Annotated in this window: 19 protein-coding genes; 13 read left to right on the forward strand and 6 right to left on the reverse strand. The window is 64.6% G+C overall.

The window, feature by feature from the left end; translation table 11 throughout:
* Positions 1-20 precede the first annotated feature (20 nt).
* The 6 genes from ISM_RS03960 to bhcD all read left to right on the forward strand — a co-directional run bounded on the left by ISM_RS03960 (position 21) and on the right by bhcD (position 9044).
* A complete protein-coding gene (locus ISM_RS03960) occupies positions 21-1553 on the forward strand; it encodes a tripartite tricarboxylate transporter permease (protein WP_050754105.1) in 1533 nt (510 codons plus the stop codon).
* A gap of 84 nt (positions 1554-1637) precedes the next feature.
* Entirely contained in the window at positions 1638-4571 is a 2934-nt protein-coding gene (locus ISM_RS03965; protein WP_009812826.1) for an FAD-binding and (Fe-S)-binding domain-containing protein, read from the forward strand.
* Positions 4572-4617: 46 nt separating this feature from the next.
* Positions 4618-5811: an L-aspartate--glyoxylate aminotransferase BhcA gene (bhcA, locus tag ISM_RS03970; protein ID WP_009812827.1), complete on the forward strand. Its 1194-nt coding sequence runs from the start codon at positions 4618-4620 to the stop codon at positions 5809-5811.
* A complete protein-coding gene (bhcB, locus tag ISM_RS03975) occupies positions 5808-6773 on the forward strand; it encodes a beta-hydroxyaspartate dehydratase BhcB (RefSeq protein WP_009812828.1) in 966 nt (321 codons plus the stop codon). Before bhcA ends, bhcB begins: the two co-directional genes overlap by 4 nt.
* 29 nt (positions 6774-6802) lie before the next feature.
* Positions 6803-7966, forward strand: coding sequence for a 3-hydroxy-D-aspartate aldolase BhcC (bhcC, locus tag ISM_RS03980; RefSeq protein WP_009812829.1), 1164 nt, complete (start codon positions 6803-6805; stop codon positions 7964-7966).
* Between the two features lie 112 nt (positions 7967-8078).
* Positions 8079-9044 (forward strand): iminosuccinate reductase BhcD, encoded by a 966-nt coding sequence (bhcD, locus tag ISM_RS03985; protein ID WP_009812830.1) that lies wholly within the window; start codon positions 8079-8081, stop codon positions 9042-9044.
* Between the two features lie 195 nt (positions 9045-9239).
* On the opposite strand, the gene ISM_RS03990 is transcribed toward bhcD, so the two are convergent.
* Positions 9240-10835: an ABC transporter substrate-binding protein gene (locus ISM_RS03990; RefSeq protein WP_009812831.1), complete on the reverse strand. Its 1596-nt coding sequence runs from the start codon at positions 10833-10835 to the stop codon at positions 9240-9242.
* Positions 10836-10895: 60 nt separating this feature from the next.
* Entirely contained in the window at positions 10896-11834 is a 939-nt protein-coding gene (locus ISM_RS03995) for a dimethylarginine dimethylaminohydrolase family protein (protein WP_009812832.1), read from the reverse strand.
* A 388-nt stretch (positions 11835-12222) separates the two neighbouring features.
* On the opposite strand from ISM_RS03995, the gene ISM_RS04000 reads away from it, so the two are divergent.
* The 7 genes from ISM_RS04000 (at position 12223) to ISM_RS04030 (ending at position 18508) form a co-directional block, all read left to right on the forward strand.
* Positions 12223-13386 (forward strand): ABC transporter substrate-binding protein, encoded by a 1164-nt coding sequence (locus tag ISM_RS04000; RefSeq protein WP_009812833.1) that lies wholly within the window; start codon positions 12223-12225, stop codon positions 13384-13386.
* A gap of 67 nt (positions 13387-13453) precedes the next feature.
* Positions 13454-14347: a branched-chain amino acid ABC transporter permease gene (locus ISM_RS04005; protein ID WP_009812834.1), complete on the forward strand. Its 894-nt coding sequence runs from the start codon at positions 13454-13456 to the stop codon at positions 14345-14347.
* Positions 14344-15333 (forward strand): branched-chain amino acid ABC transporter permease, encoded by a 990-nt coding sequence (locus tag ISM_RS04010; protein ID WP_009812835.1) that lies wholly within the window; start codon positions 14344-14346, stop codon positions 15331-15333. Before ISM_RS04005 ends, ISM_RS04010 begins: the two co-directional genes overlap by 4 nt.
* Complete coding sequence (locus tag ISM_RS04015; RefSeq protein WP_009812836.1) at positions 15330-16091, forward strand: ABC transporter ATP-binding protein; 762 nt, start codon at positions 15330-15332, stop codon at positions 16089-16091. Before ISM_RS04010 ends, ISM_RS04015 begins: the two co-directional genes overlap by 4 nt.
* Positions 16085-16780: an ABC transporter ATP-binding protein gene (locus ISM_RS04020; protein ID WP_009812837.1), complete on the forward strand. Its 696-nt coding sequence runs from the start codon at positions 16085-16087 to the stop codon at positions 16778-16780. The genes ISM_RS04015 and ISM_RS04020 overlap by 7 nt, the downstream gene beginning before the upstream one ends.
* Before the next feature lie 24 nt (positions 16781-16804).
* Positions 16805-17257: a cupin domain-containing protein gene (locus tag ISM_RS04025; protein WP_009812838.1), complete on the forward strand. Its 453-nt coding sequence runs from the start codon at positions 16805-16807 to the stop codon at positions 17255-17257.
* Positions 17258-17260: 3 nt separating this feature from the next.
* On the forward strand, positions 17261-18508 hold the full coding sequence (locus ISM_RS04030) for a flavin-dependent oxidoreductase (protein ID WP_009812839.1): 1248 nt from the start codon (positions 17261-17263) through the stop codon (positions 18506-18508).
* 18 nt (positions 18509-18526) lie between these two features.
* Here ISM_RS04030 and pcaF read toward each other — a convergent pair whose 3' ends face one another.
* From pcaF to ISM_RS04050, 4 genes are read right to left on the reverse strand one after another with little or no spacing between them, the layout of a single operon-like run.
* Positions 18527-19729: a 3-oxoadipyl-CoA thiolase gene (pcaF, locus tag ISM_RS04035; protein ID WP_009812840.1), complete on the reverse strand. Its 1203-nt coding sequence runs from the start codon at positions 19727-19729 to the stop codon at positions 18527-18529.
* A gap of 3 nt (positions 19730-19732) precedes the next feature.
* Entirely contained in the window at positions 19733-20134 is a 402-nt protein-coding gene (locus tag ISM_RS04040) for a RidA family protein (protein WP_009812841.1), read from the reverse strand.
* Positions 20124-20546 (reverse strand): acyl-CoA thioesterase, encoded by a 423-nt coding sequence (locus tag ISM_RS04045; RefSeq protein ID WP_009812842.1) that lies wholly within the window; start codon positions 20544-20546, stop codon positions 20124-20126. The genes ISM_RS04040 and ISM_RS04045 overlap by 11 nt, the downstream gene beginning before the upstream one ends.
* Positions 20543-22183, reverse strand: coding sequence for an AMP-binding protein (locus ISM_RS04050; RefSeq protein WP_009812843.1), 1641 nt, complete (start codon positions 22181-22183; stop codon positions 20543-20545). The genes ISM_RS04045 and ISM_RS04050 overlap by 4 nt, the downstream gene beginning before the upstream one ends.
* Positions 22184-22213: the final 30 nt, after the last annotated feature.

Raw genomic sequence — 22213 nt, forward strand, 5'->3', positions numbered from 1 at the left:
CGCAGCCCCGGAGACCTAAAATGCTAGACGCGTTCGCTTCCGCCGCCGGGTATATGCTCGGCAACCCCATGTGCTTTGTCCTGATTGTCTTCAGTGTCGCCTGGGGCATCATGTTCGGCTCGATCCCCGGCCTCACCGGCATCGTCGGGGTCGCCCTTCTGATCCCCTTCACCTTCGCCTTTGACCCGATCGAGGGCATGCTGCTGCTCGGCGGCGTCTATGTCGGCTCGACCTTCGGCGGCTCGATATCCGCCATCCTCTTCAACACCCCCGGCTCTCCCGAAGCGGCCTGTACCTCGCTCGACGGCTACCCGATGGCGAAACGCGGCGAAGCGGGCAAGGCCCTCGGCATCGCCCTTGCCGCCTCGGCGGTCGGCGGCATCTTCGGCACTTTGGTACTGATGTTCGCGGCCCCGCCCCTCGCCCGGCTGGCGCTCGAGTTTGGCCCGGCGGAATATTTCGCCCTCGCCGTGCTCGGCATCACCGCCATCGCCTCCATCGGCGGCGGCTCGCTGGTCAAAGGCCTGATCGCCGGGCTGCTCGGCCTCGCCGTCGCCACCGTCGGCCTCGACCCGCTGACCGGGATCGCGCGCTTCAACTTTGGCAACCCGATGCTCCTCACCGGGGTGAGCTTCATCGGCGCCATCATCGGCATCTTCGCCCTCGCCGAAGTGATCCAGCGCTTTGCCGACGGCCCGACCGAAGCCAACGCCATGACCGAGGTCTCGACCAAGCTCCCGAGCCTCGCCGAATTCCTCGCGACCAAGGCCACCCTGCTGCGCTCGTCTGTCATCGGCACGATCATCGGCGCCCTGCCCGGCGTCGGTGCCACCACCGCCGCCTTCATCAGCTATTCCGAAGCCTTCCGCTGGTCCAAACACCCCGAGCTTTTCGGCAAAGGCTCACCCGAAGGCATCGCCGCGCCCGAATCCGGCAACAACTCGGCGGTGGGCGGCTCGATGATCCCGCTGCTCGCGCTCGGCATCCCCGGCTCGGCCACCACCGCCGTGATGATCGGCGGGCTGACGATCCATGGCATCGTGCCCGGCCCGATGCTGATGCAGAACAATTCCGACCTCGTCTATTCGGTCTTCATCGGCATGATGCTGGCCAATATCCTGATGCTGGTCTTCGGCCTGCGCGCCGCCCGCGTCTTTGCCCTCGTGCTGCGCGCGCCCTACCCGCTCGTCGGCCCGGCCATCGTCGTGCTCTGCATGACCGGCGTCTTCGCGCTCAACAACAACGTCTTCGATGTGGTGATCATGCTCACCTTCGGCGCCGTCGGCTTCTTCCTCAAGAGCTTCGGCCTGCCGGTGGCGAGCTTCATCATCGGGCTGGTGCTCGGCCCGATCGCCGAAGTGAGCCTGCGTCAGGGCCTGATCCTCGCGGATTACGACCTGATGACCTTGGTGAGCCGCCCCATCGCCGGCACGCTCCTCGCCCTGTCGGCCCTGTCGCTGGCCTATGGTCTCTGGGGGCAGTTCCGCGCCCGCAACGCCACGCCCAAGCCGGTGACCGAGACAGACGCCAAGGCCCAGACCGACCCGGCCTAAGCCCCGGCAACCCCCTCTTAGCAAGGCACCCCAAGGGCCCACCCGCCCGGTGCCTTGCCCAGATGATCGAGAAAGACCCATCCGATGAACGCTCCAAATCTGAACCGCACCCCGCCCGCCGCACAGGCCGTCAACCGCGCCCAGGCCTTCGAGGCCGCCCTGACCAAATCCCTCGAAGGCGAGGTCGATTTCGGCCTGTTCACGCGCGGCCGCTACGCAACGGACGCCTCCATCTATCAGATCATCCCGCGGGGCGTCGCCTTCCCCAAGACCGTGGCCGATATCGAGGCGGCGCTGACCATCGCCGCAGACCATGACGTGCCGGTGATCGCCCGGGGCGGCGGCACATCGCAAAACGGCCAGCCCATCGGCCATGGTCTCATCCTCGACATGTCGCGCCATTTCAACGCGGTGCAGGACTACGACCCCGAGGCGCGGCGGATCACCGTACGCCCCGGTATGGTTCTCAACACGATGAACGACCGGCTGCGCCAGGACGGTCTCTTCTTCCCGGTCGAACCCTCGACCGCCTCGCGCTGCACCATCGGCGGCATGTGCGGCAACAACTCGTCAGGTGCGCGGTCGCTGCGCTTTGGCAAGACCGCTGACAATGTGCTCGCCATGGAAGGCCTCTTGCATGATGGCGAGGGCTTCCGCCTCGACGCAGCCCCCCTCGCCGACCATGCCTCGCCCCGCATGCGCGACATCATGGGCGGGCTGATCGAGCTCGCCGACAGCCACCGCGATCTCATCGAGGCCAATTTCCCGAAACTGCAACGCCGCGTCGGCGGCTACAATCTCGACGAATTGCTGCCCGCCGCGCCGAACCTGTCGCATCTGCTGGTCGGCTCCGAGGGCACGCTCGCGATCAGCACCTCGGTCTCGCTACAGCTCTCGCCGCTGCCCGCCCATCGGGTGATGGGGGTCTGCCATTTCCCCGACTTCCGCTCGGCCATGGCCACGACCCAGCATCTGGTGGCGCTCAACCCCGTGGCGGTGGAACTGGTCGACAACAACGTGCTGGTGATGGGGGCCGACATCCCGGCCTTTGTCCGCACCATCGACGACATCACCAAGGGCACGCCCAATTGCCTGCTGCTCTGCGAATTTGCCGGCGACGATCTCGACAGCCTCAAGACCGACCTCAAACGGCTCGATCACTGCATGGCCGATCACGGCTTTCCCGATGCGGTGGTCGAGGTGATCGAACCGCACCGGCAAAAGGCGGTCTGGAGCGTCCGCGAAGCCTGTCTCAACATCATGATGTCGATGAAATCCGAAGGCAAACCCGTCTCCTTCATCGAAGATTGCGCCGTGCCGCTGGAACATCTCGCCGATTATACCGACGGGGTGACCGAGATTTTCTCGCGCCACAACACCCGTGGCACCTGGTATGCCCATGCCTCGGTCGGCTGCCTGCATGTCCGCCCGATCCTCAACATGAAGACCGAAGAGGGCGTGCGCGTCATGCGCAGCATCGCCGATGAGACCGCCGATCTGGTCAAGCGCTACAAAGGCTCCTTTTCTGGCGAACATGGCGATGGCATCTCGCGTTCGGAATATATCGAGCCGCTTTTCGGCGCTGAGCTGACCCGCGCTTTCGAGGCGGTCAAGGATCGCTTCGATCCCGACAACCGCCTGAACCCCGGCAAGATCGTCCGCCCGCTGCGCATGGATGACCGCGCCCTGATGCGGTTCAAACCCGATTACAAAACCGCCCTGCCCGCCGAACCGGCGCTCGACTGGTCCGACTGGGGCGGCTTTGGCGGCGCGGTCGAGATGTGCAACAACAACGGCACCTGCCGCAAACTGTCGGGCGGCACCATGTGCCCCTCCTACCGCGCCACCCGCGACGAACAGCACCTGACCCGCGGCCGCGCCAACACCCTGCGCCTGGCCATTTCCGGCCAGCTCGGCCCCGACGCCATCACCTCCAAGGAGATGAAGGAAACCCTCGATCTCTGCGTCTCCTGCAAAGGCTGCAAGCGCGACTGCCCCACCGGCGTCGACATGGCCCGGATGAAGATCGAAGTGCTCCACCATTATCACAAGCGCCACGGCCTGCCGATGCGCGACCGGCTGATCGCGCATATGCCGCGCTATGCGGCTGTCGCCTCGAAACTGTCGCCGCTCTTGAACCTGCGCGACAAGATCGCCCCGCTTGCCAAGCTCTCCGAGCGCCTCCTCGGCTTTTCGGCGAAACGCACCCTGCCGCAATGGCGCCGCCCCTGGTCGCAGCCCGGCACGCCCGCCACGCCCAGCGACCTGCGCAATGATGGCCGCGATCTCGTGCTCTTTGGCGACACGTTCAACCGCTATTTCGAGCGCGAAAACCTCGAGGCCGCCGAACGCGTCCTGACCGCCGCGGGCTACCGCCTGCACCGGGTCGAGGTCAGCGGCTCGCGCCGTCCGATGTGCTGTGGCCGAACCTATCTCGCCTCCGGTCAGACCGACGCCGCCCGGGCAGAACTCACCCGCACCCTCACCACCCTGCGCCCCTTCATCGAGGCCGGGGCCCGCGTCGTCGGGCTGGAACCCTCCTGCCTCTTCACCTTCCGTGACGAGATGACCGCCCTGCTGCCCGCCTCTGACACGGATTTCATCAAGGACAAGACCCTGCTCTTCGAGGAGTTGCTGGCTCAGGACCTGGGCACGCTCCTGCAATCGCTGCCCCTGCGCGATGCCGCAGGCACGGTGGCCCATGTCCATGGCCATTGCCACCAAAAGGCCTTTGGCGCCATGGGCGCGGTCGAAACGATCCTGCGCCAGGTGCCCGGTCTCGAGCTCCGCATGATCGAAAGCTCTTGCTGCGGCATGTCCGGGGCCTTTGGCTATGCGGCCGAGAACTACGACATCTCGATGAAAATGGCCGAGGCCGCGCTGCTGCCCGCCGTCCGCGACGCCGGCCCCGACGCGCTCATCGTCGCCGATGGCACCAGCTGCCGCCACCAGATCCACGACGGCTCTGGCCGCGAGGCGATCCATGTCGCCCGCCTGCTGGAGACGTTTCTGACATGAGATTTATCGCACCCCTTTCCACCGCTTCATTTCGGGAGCTTTCGTCATGAGCCTGCAAAATCCGACATTTATCCCCGGCCCCACCAACCTCCCCGAGGTTCTGCGCAAGGCCTGCGACATGCCGACAATCGACCACCGGTCGCCGCTCTTCGGGGACATCCTGCGCCCCGCCCGCGCTGGCGTCCAACAGGTGCTGAAAAGCCGCGACGCCGAGATCCTCATCTTCCCCTCCACCGGCACCGGCGGCTGGGAAACCGCCCTGACCAACACGCTCGCCCCCGGTGACACGGTGCTCGCCGCCCGCAACGGCATGTTCAGCCAACGCTGGGTCGACATGTGCCAGCGCCACGGGCTCACCGTCGAAATCGTCGAAACCCCCTGGGGTGAAGGCATCCCCGCCGACCGGTTCGAAGAGATCCTGAGTGCCGACAAGGCGCATAAGATCAAGGCCGTGCTCGCCACCCATAACGAGACCGCCACCGGCGTCCGCTCCGACATATCCGCCGTGCGCCGGGCGATGGACGCCGCCGCGCATCCCGCGCTCCTCTTTGTCGACGGCGTGTCCTCCATCGGCTCGATGGATTTCCGGTTCGACGATTGGGGCGTCGACATCGCCGTCTCCGGCTCGCAAAAGGGCTTCATGCTGCCCGCCGGGCTCGCCATCCTTGGGCTGAGCCCCAAGGCCATGGCCGCCGCCGAAACCGCCACCCTGCCCCGCGCCTTCTTTGACATCCGCGACATGAAACGCGCCTATGACAACGCGGCCTACCCCTATACGCCGCTGGTCGGGCTGCTCAACGGGCTCAACCTCTCGACCAAGATGCTGCTCGACGAAGGGCTCGACAACGTCTTCGCCCGCCACCGCCGCATTGCCGACGGGGTGCGTGCCGCCGTCGCCGCCTGGGGCCTGCCGCTCTGCGCCGCCACGCCCGACCTCTATTCCGACACGGTGAGCGCGGTGCGCACCCCCGAGGGCGTCGACGCCACCGAGATCGTGCGCCGCGCCGCCGCCGATTACGGCGTGGCCTTCGGCGTCGGCCTCGGCCAATTGTCCGGCAAGGCCTTCCGCATCGGCCATCTGGGCAGCCTGACCGACGTGATGATGCTCTCCGGCCTCGCCACGCTCGAAATGTGCATGGCCGATCTCGGCCTCGACATCCGGCCCGGCTCCGGGGTCGCCGCCGCGCAGGATGTCTACCGCAAATCCCAAACACCCCAGGCAAGAGAGGCCGCCGAATGACCAAGCACGAGATGATCATCCCGACCTATGACGACATGCTCGCCGCCCATATGCGCATCGCCCCCCATATCCGGCGCACCCCGGTGCGGGTCTCGCAACATCTCAACGAGCTGACCGGCGCGTCGCTCTTCTTCAAATGCGAGAACTTCCAGGAACCCGGCGCCTTCAAGGTGCGCGGCGCCGCCAATGCCGTCTTCGGCCTGACCGACGACCAGGCCAAACAGGGCGTTGCCACCCATTCCTCCGGCAACCATGCCTCCTGCCTGAGCTATGCCGCCATGCTGCGCGGCATCCCCTGCAATGTGGTGATGCCCCGCACCGCGCCCCAGGCCAAAAAGGACACCGTCCGCCGCTACGGCGGCAAGATTACCGAATGCGAGCCCTCGACCTCCTCGCGCGAGGCGACCTTCGCCCGCGTCCAGTCCGAGACCGGCGGCGATTTCGTCCACCCCTATAACGATCCGCGCGTCATCGCCGGTCAGGGCACCTGCGCCAAGGAGCTGATGGAACAGACCGACGGGCTCGACATGGTGGTGGCGCCCATCGGCGGCGGCGGCATGATCTCGGGCACCTGCCTGACGCTCGCCACCCTCGCCCCCGACTGTCAGGTCATCGCCGCCGAACCCGAACAGGCCGACGACGCCTATCGCAGCTTCAAGGCCGGTCACATCATCGCCGATGACGCGCCGAAAACCATCGCCGACGGGCTGCTGGTGCCGCTCAAGGATCTGACATGGCATTTCGTCTCGAACCACGTGTCCGAGATCTACACCGCGTCTGACGCGGACATCATCGACGCGATGAAACTGATCTGGAAACACCTGCGCATCGTGATGGAACCGTCGAGCGCGGTCCCGCTCGCCATCATCCTCAAGAACCCCGAGGCGTTTCGCGGCAAACGCATCGGCCTCATCGTCACCGGCGGCAATGTCGATCTCGATCGCCTGCCCTGGCTGGCCTGACCCCCCTCGCATTCACAAGGAGCTATGATATGAAAGATACCATGGATTTCGCCCAATATGACGTGGGCTACGACATCCCGGCCAAGCCGGGCATGGACGAGGCCGACATTCAGACGCCCTGCCTCGTGCTCGATCTCGACGCGCTCGAACGCAACATCAAGAAGATGGGCGATTACGCCAAATCCCACGGCATGCGCCACCGCGTGCATGGCAAGATGCACAAATCCGTCGATGTGGCCAAGCTCCAGCACGAGCTCGGCGGCGCGGTCGGCGTCTGCTGCCAAAAGGTCTCCGAGGCCGAAGTCTTTGCCCGTGGCGGCATCAAGGACATTCTCGTCTCGAACCAGGTCCGCGACCCGGCCAAGATCGACCGCCTCGCGCAGCTGCCCAAATTCGGCGCCCGCGTCATCGTCTGCGTCGACGACATCGACAATGTGGCCGAGCTTTCCGAGGCCGCGCAGAAACACGGCACCACGCTCGACATCTTCATCGAGATCGACTGCGGCGCGGGCCGCTGCGGCGTGGTCACCACCGAGGCGGTGATCGACATCGCCAAAGCCGTCGACGCGGCCCCCGCCCTGCGCTTTTCCGGCATTCAGGCCTATCAAGGCGCGATGCAGCACATCGACAGCTACGAGGCCCGCAAGGAGAAACTCGACGTAGCCATCGCCATGGTTCAGGACGCGGTCGACGGGCTCAAGGCCGAGGGCCTCAGCTGCGAACTGGTCTCGGGCGGCGGCACCGGCTCTTACTATTTCGAATCGAACTCGGGCGTCTATAACGAGCTGCAATGCGGCTCCTACGCCTTCATGGACGCGGATTATGGCCGCATCCTCGACGCCGATGGCAAGCGCATCGACCAGGGCGAATGGGAAAACGCCTTCTTCCTGCTCACCCAGGTGATGAGCCACGCCAAGGCGGACAAGGCCATCTGCGACGCCGGGCTCAAGGCGCAATCCGTCGATTCCGGCCTGCCGGTGGTCTATGGCCGCGACGATGTCGAATATATCAAATGTTCCGACGAACATGGCGTGATCGCGGACCCCAAGGGCGTGCTCAAGGTCGGCGAGAAACTGCGCCTCGTGCCCGGCCATTGCGACCCCACCGCCAATGTCCATGACTGGTATGTCGGCGTCCGCAACGGCAAGGTCGAAACCGTCTGGCCGGTCTCGGCCCGCGGCCGCGCCTACTAACCCCTTTTCGAGACGGACGGTCAGGCCCCAATGGGGCCTGAAAGCCGCCCGCATGCCGACCACCGTCCACCCCTGGCATGCGGGCGCACGACATTCCTACAGGAGCTCCCACGTGCTGATCGTACCCGAACGCCAAATCCCCGATCTTTTGACCCGCAGCGCCTCGTTCACCGCGGTGGAAAAGGTCTTTGCCGCCATGGCGGCGGGCCAAGCCTATAATTTTCCGGTCATCCGCGAGGCGATCGGCCACGAAGACGCGCTCTATGGCTTCAAAGGCGGGTTTGACCGCGACGGCCACACCCTCGGCCTCAAGGCGGGCGGCTACTGGCCGCACAATCTCGAGAAACGGGGGCTGATCAATCACCAATCCACCGTCTTCCTCTTCGACCCGGACAGCGGCATGATCTCGGCCATGGTCGGCGGCAATTACATGACCGCCCTGCGCACCGCCGCCGCCTCTGCCGTCTCCATTCAGCATCTGGCGCGCCCGGATGCCAAGGTGATCGGCATGATCGGCGCGGGCCATCAGGCCACCTTTCAGCTGCGCGCCGCCCTCGAACAGCGTCCGTTCGAAAAGGTCATCGGCTGGAACCTGCACCCCGAGATGCTGCCCAATCTCGCCGCCGTGGCCGAAGAGGCGGGACTGCCCTTCGAAGCGGTCGAGCTTGACGGCATGACCGAGGCCGATGTGATCATCACCATCACCTCCTCTTTCGCGCCGAGCCTGCTCGCCCAGCATGTCAGCCCCGGCACCCATATCGCCTGCATGGGCACCGACACCAAAGGCAAGCAAGAGCTCGAGGCGGCGCTGCTCGGCTCCGCCACGGTCTTTGCCGATGAGATCGACCAATCCATCACCCTTGGCGAGGCCCAGCACGCCATCGCCACAGGTCTCATCAGCCGCGACGACATCACCGAGATCGGCGCCGTGATCAACGGCACCCATCCGGGCCGCAGCAGCGCCGAAGAGATCACCCTCTTCGACGGCACCGGCGTCGGGCTGCAAGACCTCGCCGTCGCCGCCGCCGTGGTCGATCTGGCGGTCGAGCAAGGCGTCGCCATCGAGGTGGATTTCTAGGGGGCGGCGCTTGGCCCTCCCCCCGGGCCTGCAAAGGTTAACGCGCCCGCGCCAATCCGGCCAAACCGGCCCGCGCGATACTGTCGCTTTACCGACGCAATACCGACGCGTTACCGAAAATCCCGAAATCCATGGTTAACACGCAAACGGCCCCCAATTTGGGGGCCGCCGCTTGGGTGGGTCCTGTCAGGGAATTCAGGTGAACCACCACCGTTCGATGCAGCGCTCGCCATCCATGTCCCAGTTCGAGGCAAACCCCTCGGGAAGGCCAACATTGTCTCTGGTTCCAAAGACATAGGAGGCAAACATCGGCGCGATAAGCCCGCCATCCATGTTCACCAGCTCCTGCATTTCATAATACATCTGCCGGCGTTTTTCCTCGTCGAGCTCGGCCCGCGCCGTGACCAGCAGCTCGTCAAACCGCGCATTCGACCAGCGCGTCCCGTTCCACGGCACGCCGCTCTCGTAAGCGGTTGAAAACATGAGGTCCTCCACCGGTCGCCCACCCCAATACACGGCGGTAAACGGCTTCACATTCCACACATCCGTCCAATACCCATCATTCGGCTCCCGCACCGGCACGATCTCGATCCCGGCCTTCGCCGCCGAGTTCTGATAGAGCACCGCCGCATCCACCGCCCCGGCAAAGGCCGCATCCGCCGCCGACAGCTCGATCTTGACCTTGTCGAGCCCCGCCTCCTTGAGGTGGAACCGCGCCTTGTCGGGATCATATTCGCGCTGCGGCAAGTCCTTGTTAAAAAAGCGTTGTCCCTGCCCGATCGGATGGTCATTGCCGACCACCCCATAGCCAAAGAGGATCTTGTCCACCAACTCCTGCCGGTTGATCGCGTATTTGAGCGCGAGCCGCAGATTGCGGTCGGTATAGGGGTCCGAGGTGCACATCATTTCGAAGGTGAAATGCTGCGTGCCGGGCACCGAATGCACCTTGATCCCCGGCGCTTTCTTGATCCGCTCGATGGTCTTCAGATCGAGCTTGTCGATCGCATCCAGATCGCCGGTCAGCAACCCGCTCTGCCGGGCATTGGCATCAATGATCGCCAAGAGCTCGGCCGAGTCGAAAAACGCCCTGTTTTCAAGGTCCCAATGGTCATCATTGCGCGACAGATCGGCCCGGATACCCGGCTCGAAATTGTCGAGCTTATAGGCCCCGCACCCCACCCCGGTTTTCCAATCGACCTTGCCATCTTCCGACATGCCGACGGGGATATGATAGTCGCTGAGGGTAAAGGGGAAATCGGCATTGCCGGAGGTCAGCTCAAACACCACCCGCCCCGGCCCATCGGCCCGCACATCCGCAAGCGACGACAGCAAAGGCTTCGCCGCCGAGGTCGAATCCTCGCCCCGGTGATGATTGATCGAGGCGATCACATCCTCCGGGCTGACGGTCTTGCCATTGTGAAAGGTGAAATCCTTGCGCAGATCGAACACCCAGGTCTTGCCGCCATCCGCCGCTTCCCAGCTTTCGGCCACGCCGGGCACCAGGCTGCCATCGGGGGCGACCTCGGTCATATAGCCGTGGAAACTCTGTAACAGGTTGACCATATAGCCATTTTCGGCGGTGCCCGGGTTCATCGTGTCGGTGGTCTGACCATGGCCCTTGCCGATGCGGATCGTGCCGCCCCGCTTGGGCGCGGCCGCCATCACCTGATCGGCGACGCTGCTGGCGGCGGCGGCGCTGATCCCCGTCGCCACCACCGAGCGCATGAATTGCCGTCGGCTCATGCTGCCCGTGGCGAGGCGGGTCTTGAGGCTTTCCAATGGATGTTTCATCGTGCGTAACTCCCTGTTTTATGGTTATTTTACTGTTGCACTGTGAATATCGGGGCGTGACTACCCCGCGGCACGGCGCAGCGATTGCGCCATGCAGTGAATGCCGCCGCCCATCATGGTGAACATCGACATATCCGGATCATAGACCGTGAACCCGTTGGCGCGCAGCTTGCCGATCAGATCCTTGCTCGCCGCCGGGGCGAGCACGCGATCATTGCCAAAGGACATCACATTACAGCCGAGCGCCATCGTGTCCTTGAACCCCACCGGCACGATTTCGATCTTCTTGGATTTGAGCCACTCGACCACATGATCGGGCGTCGTCTCGAGGCAGACCGCTGCGCATTTCGGCGCGATCATGCAGACCATCAGGTCGATATGGACATAATAGGGGTCGATATAGGCATAATGGACTTCCCAGCCCTCTTTCTCGACCCAGGCCCCGATCTGCCGCGCCGACACTTCCTCGCAGCGCATGCCGGTATAGCCGATCAGCACCGCGCCCGGCTCGATAATATGGAAATCGCCACCTTCGAAATTGCCGGCGCTGACCATGTCATAGATCGGGATGCCCTTCTCGAGATAAAAGCGCAGCGCCGCCGAATACTCGCCGCGCCGCCGCGGGTTGGCCATCTGGGTGATCACCGCGCCCCAGGGCGTCATAAAGCTCGAATCGCGCGCATAGACCCCGTATTTGAGATGTTCATCGGCAGGCAGAGTATGCACCGTCACCCCACCATCGGCATAGGCTGACAGCATCTCGTTATACTGCGTCACCGCCGTCGCATGATCCCACGCCCGCTTGTTGAGCGCGGTATCGCGATAGATCGAGCTAAAGGCGGAATTGTCCATGTGGCCAAAGGTTTCCACCGGCCCCAGCAGCACATCCGACAACACCCCATATTCGCTGTCGATCCCCCAGTCGCGCAGCGCGGTCGTCCCGCCCTCGGCGGCACGGTTGCGCAAAGGCGTCAGGGCGGTCATGGCATCCTTGGGCATGGGATTTTCCTTCCATCGCAAATGTTCAGTCTTGCGAAACAGGCTACAGGTGAGTTGCGCTTGTGGATAACGAATAAATATACTGATCTAGATGAATCCATCTCACCAAAACCCGCGGAACCCGAAAAACCCGACATCCCCTCAACCCCACCAACCCCCGCCAAAAGACCCCGCTCAGCCGCAGAAATTTTCACCTGAGATCAGGGCCTTTGCGGCTTTGGGGTCTGGCACCGCTTTCGGCGCTGGCGCATAGTGTCGACACCATGAGCCGTGCCTGCCTCGAGAAAAAGCTTGAGGTAAATATATTTTAGGCACATAATTTTTAACCATATACCAAATAGGCGATGGCCGATCCCGGAACCATCGCCAGCAACGGGAGACCAAAACGATGAAACGGACGCTTCTCGCATCCCTGATGGCGGCCACCTGCCTCACTGGTGCCGCCTCTGCCGCCGAAGACAAGATCAAGATCGGCCTGATCTACACCCTTTCCGGCCCCGCCGCCGCGCTTGGCGAACAAGGCCGCGACGGCTTTTTGCTGGCCGCAGACCAGATCGGCAAGATCGGCGGTCTGGAGACCGAAATCATCGTCATCGACGATGAGCGCAAGCCCGACCTCGCCGCCAGCAAGGCGCGCGAACTGGTCGAACGCGACGAGGTCGATTTCGTCGTCGGCCCGATTTTTTCCAACATCCTGATCGCGATCCACAAACCCGTCACCGAAAGCGGCGCGATCCTGATCAGCTCGAACGCAGGCACCTCGAATTTCGCCGGCAAGGACTGCCACCCGAATTTCTTCGTGACCTCCTATCAGAACGATCAGAACCACGAGGTCATGGGCGCCTATGCCGAGAAACAGGGCTATCAGAACGTCTTTCTCATGGCCCCCAACTATCAGGCCGGCATCGATAGCCTGAACGGCTTCAAACGCTCCTATTCCGGCGGCGTCGCGGGCGAGGTCTATACCGAACTCGGCCAGCTCGACTTTTCCTCGGAACTGAGCCAGATCGCCGCCTTCCAGCCCGACGCGCTCTTTACCTTCATGCCCGGCGGCATGGGCGTGAACCTCGTCAAGCAATACAATCAGGCGGGTCTCGGCTCGATCCCCTTCCTGTCGGCCTTTACCGTGGATGAAACCACCCTGCCCGCGACCCAGGACGCGGCCGTGGGCTTTCTCGGCGGTGCCACCTGGGCCCCCGACATGGACAACGAGGCGAACAAGACCTTCGTTTCCGGCTATGAAGAGAAATACGGCCACGTCCCCGGCACCTACGCCATGCAGGCCTATGACGCGGCGCAGCTGATCGACAGCGCCGTGCGCAAGGTCGAGGGCAATCTCGAGGACAAGGACGCCCTGCGCGCCGCCCTCAAAGAGGCCGATTTCGCCAGCCCGCGCGGCGATTTCACCTTCGGCAACAACAACTACCCGATCCAGGATTTCTATCTGGTCAAGGCGGTCAAACGTGAGGACGGCAAATACGCCACCTCCATGGTCGAGCGTATCTTCGACGACTATCAGGACAATTATGCCGCCGAGTGCGACATGAAGTAACCCTGACCCTGGACCCAAGCCGCGATCGGAACATTCCCCGATGACAAACCTGTTCATCCTGCAACTAATGAACGGCCTTCAATTCGGCGTCTTGCTGTTTCTGATCGCGGCCGGTCTGACCCTGATCTTCGGGATCATGGATTTCGTCAATCTCGCCCATGGTGTGCTCTACATGGTGGGCGGCTATCTCATGGCCACGTTCGTGGCCCTGACCGGCAGCTTCACCATGGGGCTGCTGCTCGCCCTGCCCACCGCGCTGGTGGTGGGTCTGGCGCTGGAATATCTGGTGATCCGAAAACTCTATCACCGCTCGCATCTCGATCAGGTGCTGGCCACCTTCGGCCTTCTCATGATCATCACCGAAGGGGTCAAGATCCTCTGGGGCAGCAGCCCGCTTTCGGTGCCGATCCCACCGCTTCTCGATGGGGCGATCCCGCTCATCGGGCAGGTGAAATACCCGATCTACCGTCTCGCCATCATCGCCACCGGTCTGGCGGCGGCGGCCGGTCTCTATCTCATCGTGAACCACACGCGCATCGGCATGCTGCTGCGCGCCGGCGCCACCAACCGCAACATGGTCGCGGCCCTTGGCGTCAATATCTCGCGGCTCTTCCGGCTGGTCTTTGCCTTTGGCGTGATGCTCGCCTGTTTCGCGGGCATGATGGTCGCGCCGATCCTGTCGGTCGACACCGGCATGGGCGAAAGCATCCTCATCCTGACCTTCGTGGTGGTGGTCATCGGCGGCATCGGCTCGATCCGGGGGGCGTTTCTCGGCGCGCTTCTGGTGGCCACGGTGGACACATTGGGCGGCACCTTTGGCCCGATCCTGCTGCGCATGGTGTTTGATCCCGCCACCGCCTCGCAGGTGGGCCGGACCCTCGCCCCGATGCTGGTCTATATCCTGATGGCCATCATCCTCTTTGCCAAACCCGCGGGCCTCTTTGGGCGCAAGCCGGTATGAGTGACATGACCACACCTCCGACGACCCGCCCCGCCCCGCGCCTGCGTGGCCGCACCAAGGCCGCCCTCGTGCTCTTTGTCCTCGCGGCGCTGCTGCCGGTCTTTGCCTGGGCCACCAACGATCCCTATCTGGTGGTGATCGGCACCCGCATCCTCGCCTATGCCATCGCCGCCATGGCGCTCGACCTGATCCTCGGCTACGGCGCGATGGTGAGCTTTGGCCACGCCGCCTATCTCGGCTTTGGCGCCTATGCGGTCGCGGTGCTGAGCCGCCATGGCGTCACCGACATCACCCTGCATCTGCTCGCCGGCATCAGCCTCTCGGCGGTCTTTGCGCTGATCACCGGCTGGATCTCGCTGCGCACCCGCGGCATCTATTTCATCATGATCACTCTGGCCTTTGGTCAGATGGCCTATTTCTTCTTCGTGTCGCTGTCGTCCTATGGCGGCGACGACGGGGTGACGCTCGACGCGCGCTCGACCGTGCTGGGCCAGCCCTGGCTCGAAAACGATCAGGTGCTCTATTACACGGCGCTGGCGCTGTTGATCGGGCTCTTTACCCTCTGCGCCCGCATCGTCACCTCGCGTTTTGGCCGCGTTCTCACCGGCACCCGTGAAAACACCACGCGGATCGAGGCGCTGGGCTTTGCGCCCTTCCGCTATCAGCTCACCGCCTTCGTGATCTCCGCCTGCATGACCTCGGTCGCGGGCGTCATGCTCGCCAATCAGGCCGAATTCATCTCGCCCGCCTTCATGTCTTGGCATGTCTCGGGCGAGCTGATCGTGATGGTGGTGCTCGGCGGCATCGGCAATCTCACCGGGGCCATCGGCGGCGCCTTCCTCGCGCTCATGCTCGAAGAGCTGCTCAACATCTTCACCGAACATTGGAAGCTCTTCTTCGGGGTCATCCTCGTGCTGGTGGTGCTCTATTCGCCCGACGGCATTTCCGGGCTCTTGCGCAAACTCAAGCTGGGGGGCGAGAAATGAGCGGTCTCTCGGTACGCAATCTCAACAAATCCTACGGCGCGCTGCGCGTCACCCATGATCTGTCGCTCGACATCCACCCCGGCGAGCTGCACGCGATCATCGGCCCCAATGGCGCGGGCAAGACGACGCTGATCACCCAGCTCTCGGGTCAGTCCCCCTCGGACAGTGGCGAAATCCTCTTCGACGGGCGCGACATCATGCGGCTCTCGATGCCGGAACGGGTGCATCTCGGCCTCGCCCGCTCGTTTCAGATCACCTCGATCCTGCCGAAATTCACCGTGCTCGAAAACGTCGCCCTCGCGGTGCAGGCCAAGGACGGGTCGAGCTTTCGCTTCTTCCGCGCCGTGGCGCAAGAGGCCCGGCTCAACGCCCGCGCCATGGAGTTTCTCGCCCAGGTCAGCCTCGATCAGAGCGCCGATCTGCCCGCCAGCGCCCTCTCGCATGGCGATCACCGGCGGCTCGAACTGGCCATGGCGCTGGCTAGCGAGCCGAAACTCCTGCTGCTCGACGAGCCGCTCGCCGGCACCGGCGGCCAGGATGCCGAGGCGTTGGTCGATCTGCTCGCCGCGCAAAAGGGCCGCATCACCATCGTGCTCATCGAACATGACATGGGCGCGGTGTTTTCGCTCGCCGACCGGATTTCGGTGCTGGTCTATGGCGAAATCATCGCCACCGGCACGCCCGAAGAAATCCGCAACAACGCCGCCGTGCGCGCCGCCTATCTCGGCGACGAAGAGGCCGAGGAGATCCCATGCTGAGCGTTGAAAACCTCCGCGCCGCCTATGGCGAAAGCCAGGTGCTCTTTGGCGTGAGCCTCGATGTGAACGAAGGCGAGGTGGTGACGCTTCTGGGCCGCAATGGCATGGGCAAGACGACCACCGTCAACACGGTCTTCGGCCTGCTCAAGCCGCGCGACGGCCGGGTCTCGGTCGATGGTATCGACCTCACCGGGGCCGAACCGCATCGCGTCGCCGAGGCCGGGCTCGGCCTCGTCCCCGAGGGCCGCCAGATCTTCCCGACGCTCACCGTCACCGAAAACCTCATCGCCACCGCCCGCGCCCGCGGCCCGGCGAAATGGACGCTCGAGCGCATCTTCGACCTCTTCCCGCGCCTCAAGGAACGCCGCCGCAACATGGGCAATCAACTCTCGGGCGGCGAACAGCAGATGCTCGCCATCGGCCGCGCCCTGATGACCAACCCGAAACTCGTGGTGCTCGACGAGGCGACCGAAGGCCTCGCGCCGCTGATCCGGCAGGACATCTGGTCCTGCCTCGCGCGGCTCAAGGACGAAGGCGAGGCGATCCTCGTGATCGACAAGAATGTCGACGCGCTGACCCGGCTCGCCGACCGCCATGTGGTGCTCGAGCGGGGCAATGTGGTCTGGACGGGCAGCACGCCCGATTTCCTCGCCACCCCGGAGATCAAGGAACGATTTCTTCAGGTTTGAACCGATAACAGAGAGGTAATTGAGATGGACATGACTGCCGGCGTGACCCGCGCCAATGAGGGTCTTGAAAACATCAGCTGGAACATTCTCGGCCAGACCTACGTGCCGAAACAGCATTCCGAGGGCTCGCTTTCGTGGCACGCGACCCTGCCCAAGGGCACCTTCGTGCCGCCCCATATCCACCCGACACAGGATGAATTCATCTATGTGCTCGAAGGCCGGTTCGATCTCATCCTCGACGGGGCCAACACCCATGCCGAACCCGGCGATCTGGTGCGCATGCCCAAGGGCATCCCGCATGGCATCTTCAACAAGACCGACAGCACCATCAAATGCCTGTTCTGGGTCTCGCCGAGCCAGCGGCTCTTTGATCTCTTCTGGGCACTGCACAATCTCGGGCCCGAGCCGAACCCGGCCGAGGTCGTCGCCATCTCGGCCCAGCACGAGGTCGACTTCCTGCCGCCCGAGGATGTGTAACCGATGAAGGTTATCATCGCAGGGGCCGGGATCGGCGGGCTGACAACGGCACTGATGCTGCACGCCCGCGGCATCAAGGCCGAGATTTACGAGGCCGCCCGCGAGGTGCGCGAAGTGGGGGTCGGCATCAACGTGCTGCCCCATGCCATCCGCGAGCTCGACGCGCTGGGCCTGCTGCCCGCGCTCGACGCGGTCGGGCTGCGCACCCGCAAGCTTTCTTACCTCACCCGTGACGGGAGCGAAGTCTGGTCGGAACTGCGCGGTCTGCACGCAGGCCATGACGTGCCGCAATTCTCGATCCATCGCGGTCGGCTGCAGAAACTGATCTATGATGCGGTGATCGACCGGCTCGGCCCGGACGCGATCCGCACCGGCTGCCGCCTCGCCGGCATGGTGCAGGACGAGGCGGGCGTCACCGCCCATTTCTCCGACAATCACGATGGCGGCGCCGGCACCACGGTGCGCGGCGATGTGCTCATCTGCTGCGACGGCATCCATTCGGCGGGCCGCCGCATGTTCTACCCCAAGGAACCGGGGCCGAGCTGGCAGGGCGTCATGATGTGGCGTGGTGCCGTCGATTGGGACGTCTGGGACGACGGTGAGAGCATGGCGATCAGCGGCGGCCTCGGCGGCAAGCTGGTGCTCTACCCGATTGCGCCGCCCAAGGATGGCAAACAGCTGATGAACTGGGTGGTGAACATCCGGGTGCAAGATCCCGAACTGTCGCCGCCCCCCGCCAGCAACTGGTCGCGTCAGGTGCCGCTCTCGCTGGTCCTGCCCTATGCCCGGCGCTTTACCGTGCCCGGCTGCGATATCGAGGCGCTGGTGCGCGCCACGCCCAGCATCTTTGAATATCCGATGGCCGACCGCGATCCGCTGCCGCGTTGGACCTTTGGCCGGGTCACGCTCTTGGGCGATGCGGCGCATCCGATGTACCCGGTGGGCTCCAATGGCGCGAGCCAGGCCATTCTCGATGCCCGCTGCCTCGCCGATGCGCTGGCCCGTGCCGAACACCCGCGCGCGGCGCTCTGGAGCTACGAACAGGACCGGCTGCCGAAAACCGCAGAGGTGGTGCGCAACAACCGCTCCGGCGGGCCCGAAGGCGTCATCGACGCGGTCGAACGGCTCGCCCCGGCGGGGTTCAAGAACATCGAAGATGTGCTGAGCTATGAGGACCGCGAGGCCATCGTCGGCGGCTATGCCAAGCTGGCGGGCTTTGGCAAGGTCACTCGCGTCGAAAAGACCGGCTGAACCACGGGCGCGGGCGGCTCACACCGCCCGCAGCACCAGCGACACGCCTTGGCCCACGCCGACGCACATGCTGGCCAGACCCAATCTGCCATGCCCCGCCGCCAGATCGCGCGCCAAAGTGCCCACAAGCCGCGCCCCCGACATCCCCAAAGGATGGCCAAGCGCAATCGCCCCGCCATTGCGGTTGATATGCTCCGCCCGCCAGTCGAGGCCGAGCTGATCCAGAACCGCAATCGCCTGCGCCGCAAAGGCCTCGTTGAGCTCGATGAGATCGAACGCCTGCGCATTGATCCCCAGCCGCGCACAGAGCCTCTCGGTCGCGGGCACCGGGCCGAGCCCCATCACCCGAGGCGCAAGCCCCGCACTCGCCCCGCCCTCGATCCGCGCCAGCGGCGTGAGCCCATGCCGCTTGACCGCCGCCTCCGAGGCGAGGATCAGCGCCGCCGCCCCGTCATTGACCCCCGAGGCATTGCCCGCCGTGACCGTCCCGCCCTTGCGAAACGGGGTCGGCAGCGACGCCAGCTTCTCGAGGCTCGTCTCGCGCGGATGCTCGTCGCGTTCCACCTCCACCGCCGCACCCTTGCGCTGTGCGAGGCTCACCGGCGCGATCTCCTGGGCGAACCGCCCCGAGGCCTGCGCCGCCAGCGCCCGCTCCTGGCTTGCCAGCGCAAAGGCATCCTGATCGGCGCGCGACACGCCACAGGCCTCGGCCACGTTCTCGGCCGTCTCCGGCATGCTGTCGATCCCGTATTGCGCCTCGATCGCCGGGTTCACAAAGCGCCAGCCAATCGTCGTGTCGTAAATCTCGGCCCGCCGCGAATAGGCGGCCTCCGCCTTCGGCATCACCAAGGGCGCGCGGCTCATGCTCTCGACACCGCCCGCGACAATGAGATCGGCCTCGCCCGCCCGGATGGCCCGCGCGCCGGTCATCACCGCATCCATCCCCGACCCGCAGAGCCGGTTGAGCGTCAGCGCCGGCACGCTCTCGGGCAGCCCCGACAAGAGCACCGCCATCCGCGCCACATTGCGATTGTCCTCGCCCGCCTGATTGGCACAGCCAAGGATCACCTCATCCACCGCCGCCCAGTCTAACTGCCCCTGCCGCGCCATCAGCGCCCGGAGCGGATGCGCCGCCAGATCGTCGGTCCGCACCCCCGCCAGCGCCCCACCATAGCGGCCAATCGGCGTCCGGATATAGTCGCAGACAAAGACCTCAGCCATGCCCTAGCCCCGCGCGATCTCGGCCGTGGCCTCGATCTCCAGCAACGCCTCATCCTCGACAAGCCCCGCCACGATGAGCATCGACATCGCCGGGAAATGCCGCCCCAGCACCTTGCGGTAGACCTCGCCCACCTCGCGCTGCCGGGCAAGATATTCCGCCTTGTCGATCACGAACCACGTGAGCCGGGTGATGTCGCCCACCTGCCCGCCGGCGGCCTCGACCACATCGACGATATTGCGCAAGGCCTGCTCCATCTGGCCGATGAAATCATGGCTCTCGAACACCTGATCCGCGGTCCAGCCGATCTGCCCGCCGACATAGAGCGTGCCGCTTTGCGACAGCACGCCATTGGCATAGCCCTTGGCCGGTTTCCAGCCCTCGGGCTGGACAATCTCATGGGTCATCTTGCTCTCCAATATAGGGTAGAAATCTCTCGCGCAGCGGCCCATCCCATGGCGCGGGCCGCCCTGCAGCATCGACATGGACAAGGGTCGACCGCGCGGTGAACCGCGCCTCCTCGCCCGCCCGCGCCCGCAGCTCGAAACTGGCGCTCGTCCGACCGAGCCGCATCACCCCGAGACTGATGTCGAGCATATCGCCATGCCGCGACGGCGCGTGAAATTGGGCTTCGGTCTGCACCGTCGGCACCCCGGCGGTGACCAAGAGCCTCTCGAACGGCAGGCCAAGACATTCGGCGAAAAAGCTCTCGACCACATCATTCATCATCTCGAAATAGCGCGGATAGAAGACGATCCCCGCCGGGTCGCAATGTTTGAACATCACCTTCTGGGTATAGTGGAAGAGACGCGCGCTCATGGCTTGCCCGCCGCCGCCTCGGCCTGCTGCTTGAGGATGAACCGCTGGATCTTGCCGGTAGCGGTCTTCGGCAGGCTGTCGCAGAACTTGACGCTGCGCGGGTATTTGAAGGGCGCAATGCTCGCCTTCACATGGTCCTGTAGCGCCTTGATGGTCTCGTCGCTCGCCGCCGCCGGATCGCAGAGCACCACATGCGCCTCGACGATATGGCCCCGCGCCACATCCGGCGCGCCGATCACCGCGCATTCCGACACCAAAGGATGCGCCAAAAGCGCCGCCTCGACCTCGGGCCCCGCGATATTATAGCCCGCCGAGACGATCATATCATCATTGCGCGCCGCGAAATGAAGCCGGCCGTCCTCGTCCATCCAGAACGTGTCGCCGGTGATGTTCCAGCCGCCCTGCACATACTCCGCCTGCCGCGCATCGGCGAGATACCGACACCCCGTCGGCCCCCGCACCGCCAGCCGCCCGACCTCGCCGCGCGGCAGCTCCTGCCCTTCGGCATCAATCACCCGCGCCTCATAGCCCCGCACCGGCAGCCCGGTACAGGCGGGCGTGTGATCCTCGAAATGGTTCGACACAAAGATATGCAGCATCTCGGTCGCGCCAATCCCGTCGAGCAGCGGCTTGCCCGTCTTGCGCATCCAATCCTCATAGACCGGCGCCGGAAGCGTCTCGCCCGCCGACACCGCCGCGCGCAGCGACGACAGATCCGCCCCCTCCTCCATCGCCGCCAACATCGCGCGATAGGCGGTGGGCGCGGTGAAACAGACCGTCGCCTTATACTTCTGGATGATCTCGATCATATTCGGCGGCGACGCGGTCTCGAGCAATGTCGCCGTCGCCCCAAAGCGCAGCGGAAACACCGCCAGCCCGCCCAGCCCAAAGGTAAAGGCCAGAGGCGGCGAACCGACGAACACATCCTCCTCCGTCACGCCCAGAACCTCTGCCGCATAGCCATCGGCAATGATCATCAGGTCGCGGTGAAAATGCATCGTGGCCTTCGGCGTCCCCGTCGTCCCCGAGGTGAACCCCAAGAGCGCCACATCATCCTGCGCCGTCTCGACCGCGTCGAACCGCACCGGCTTCTCCAGCGCCATCCGGTCGAGCTCGGCCTCGTGGTTCGACGTGCCATCGAACCCGATGACATGTTTGAGAAACCGGCTCTCGGCGGCACAGGCCTCCATTTCTTCCATCAGCCGCGTGTCGCAGAGCGCGTGACTGATCTCGGCCTTGTCGACGATCTTGGCCAATTCCCCGGCCCGCAGCATCGGCATCGTGTTGACCACCACCGCCCCCGCCTTGGTCGCGGCGAGCCAACAGGCCACCATCGCCGGATTATTGGCCGACCGGATCAGCACCCGGTTGCCCGGCACCACGCCCAGATCCTCGACCAGCACATGCGCCAGCCGGTTGGTCCAGTCGGTCAACTCCTTATAGGTCCGCCGCCGCCCATTGCCGATGAGCGCAGTGTGATCGCCAAACCCCTTGGCCACCATCGCATCGGTCAGTTCCACCCCGGCGTTGAGCCGCTCGGGATAGTCAAACCCCTCGAGCAGCAGATCGGGCCAGCTCTCTTCGGGCGGCAGGTTATCGCGGGCGAAGGTGTCGAGATGCGCGCTTGCCATCATCATGCCGATCCCTCCCGCCCTATGCTGCCGGGA

The sequence above is a fragment of the Roseovarius nubinhibens ISM genome (assembly GCF_000152625.1).
Taxonomy (GTDB): Bacteria; Pseudomonadota; Alphaproteobacteria; order Rhodobacterales; family Rhodobacteraceae; genus Roseovarius; species Roseovarius nubinhibens.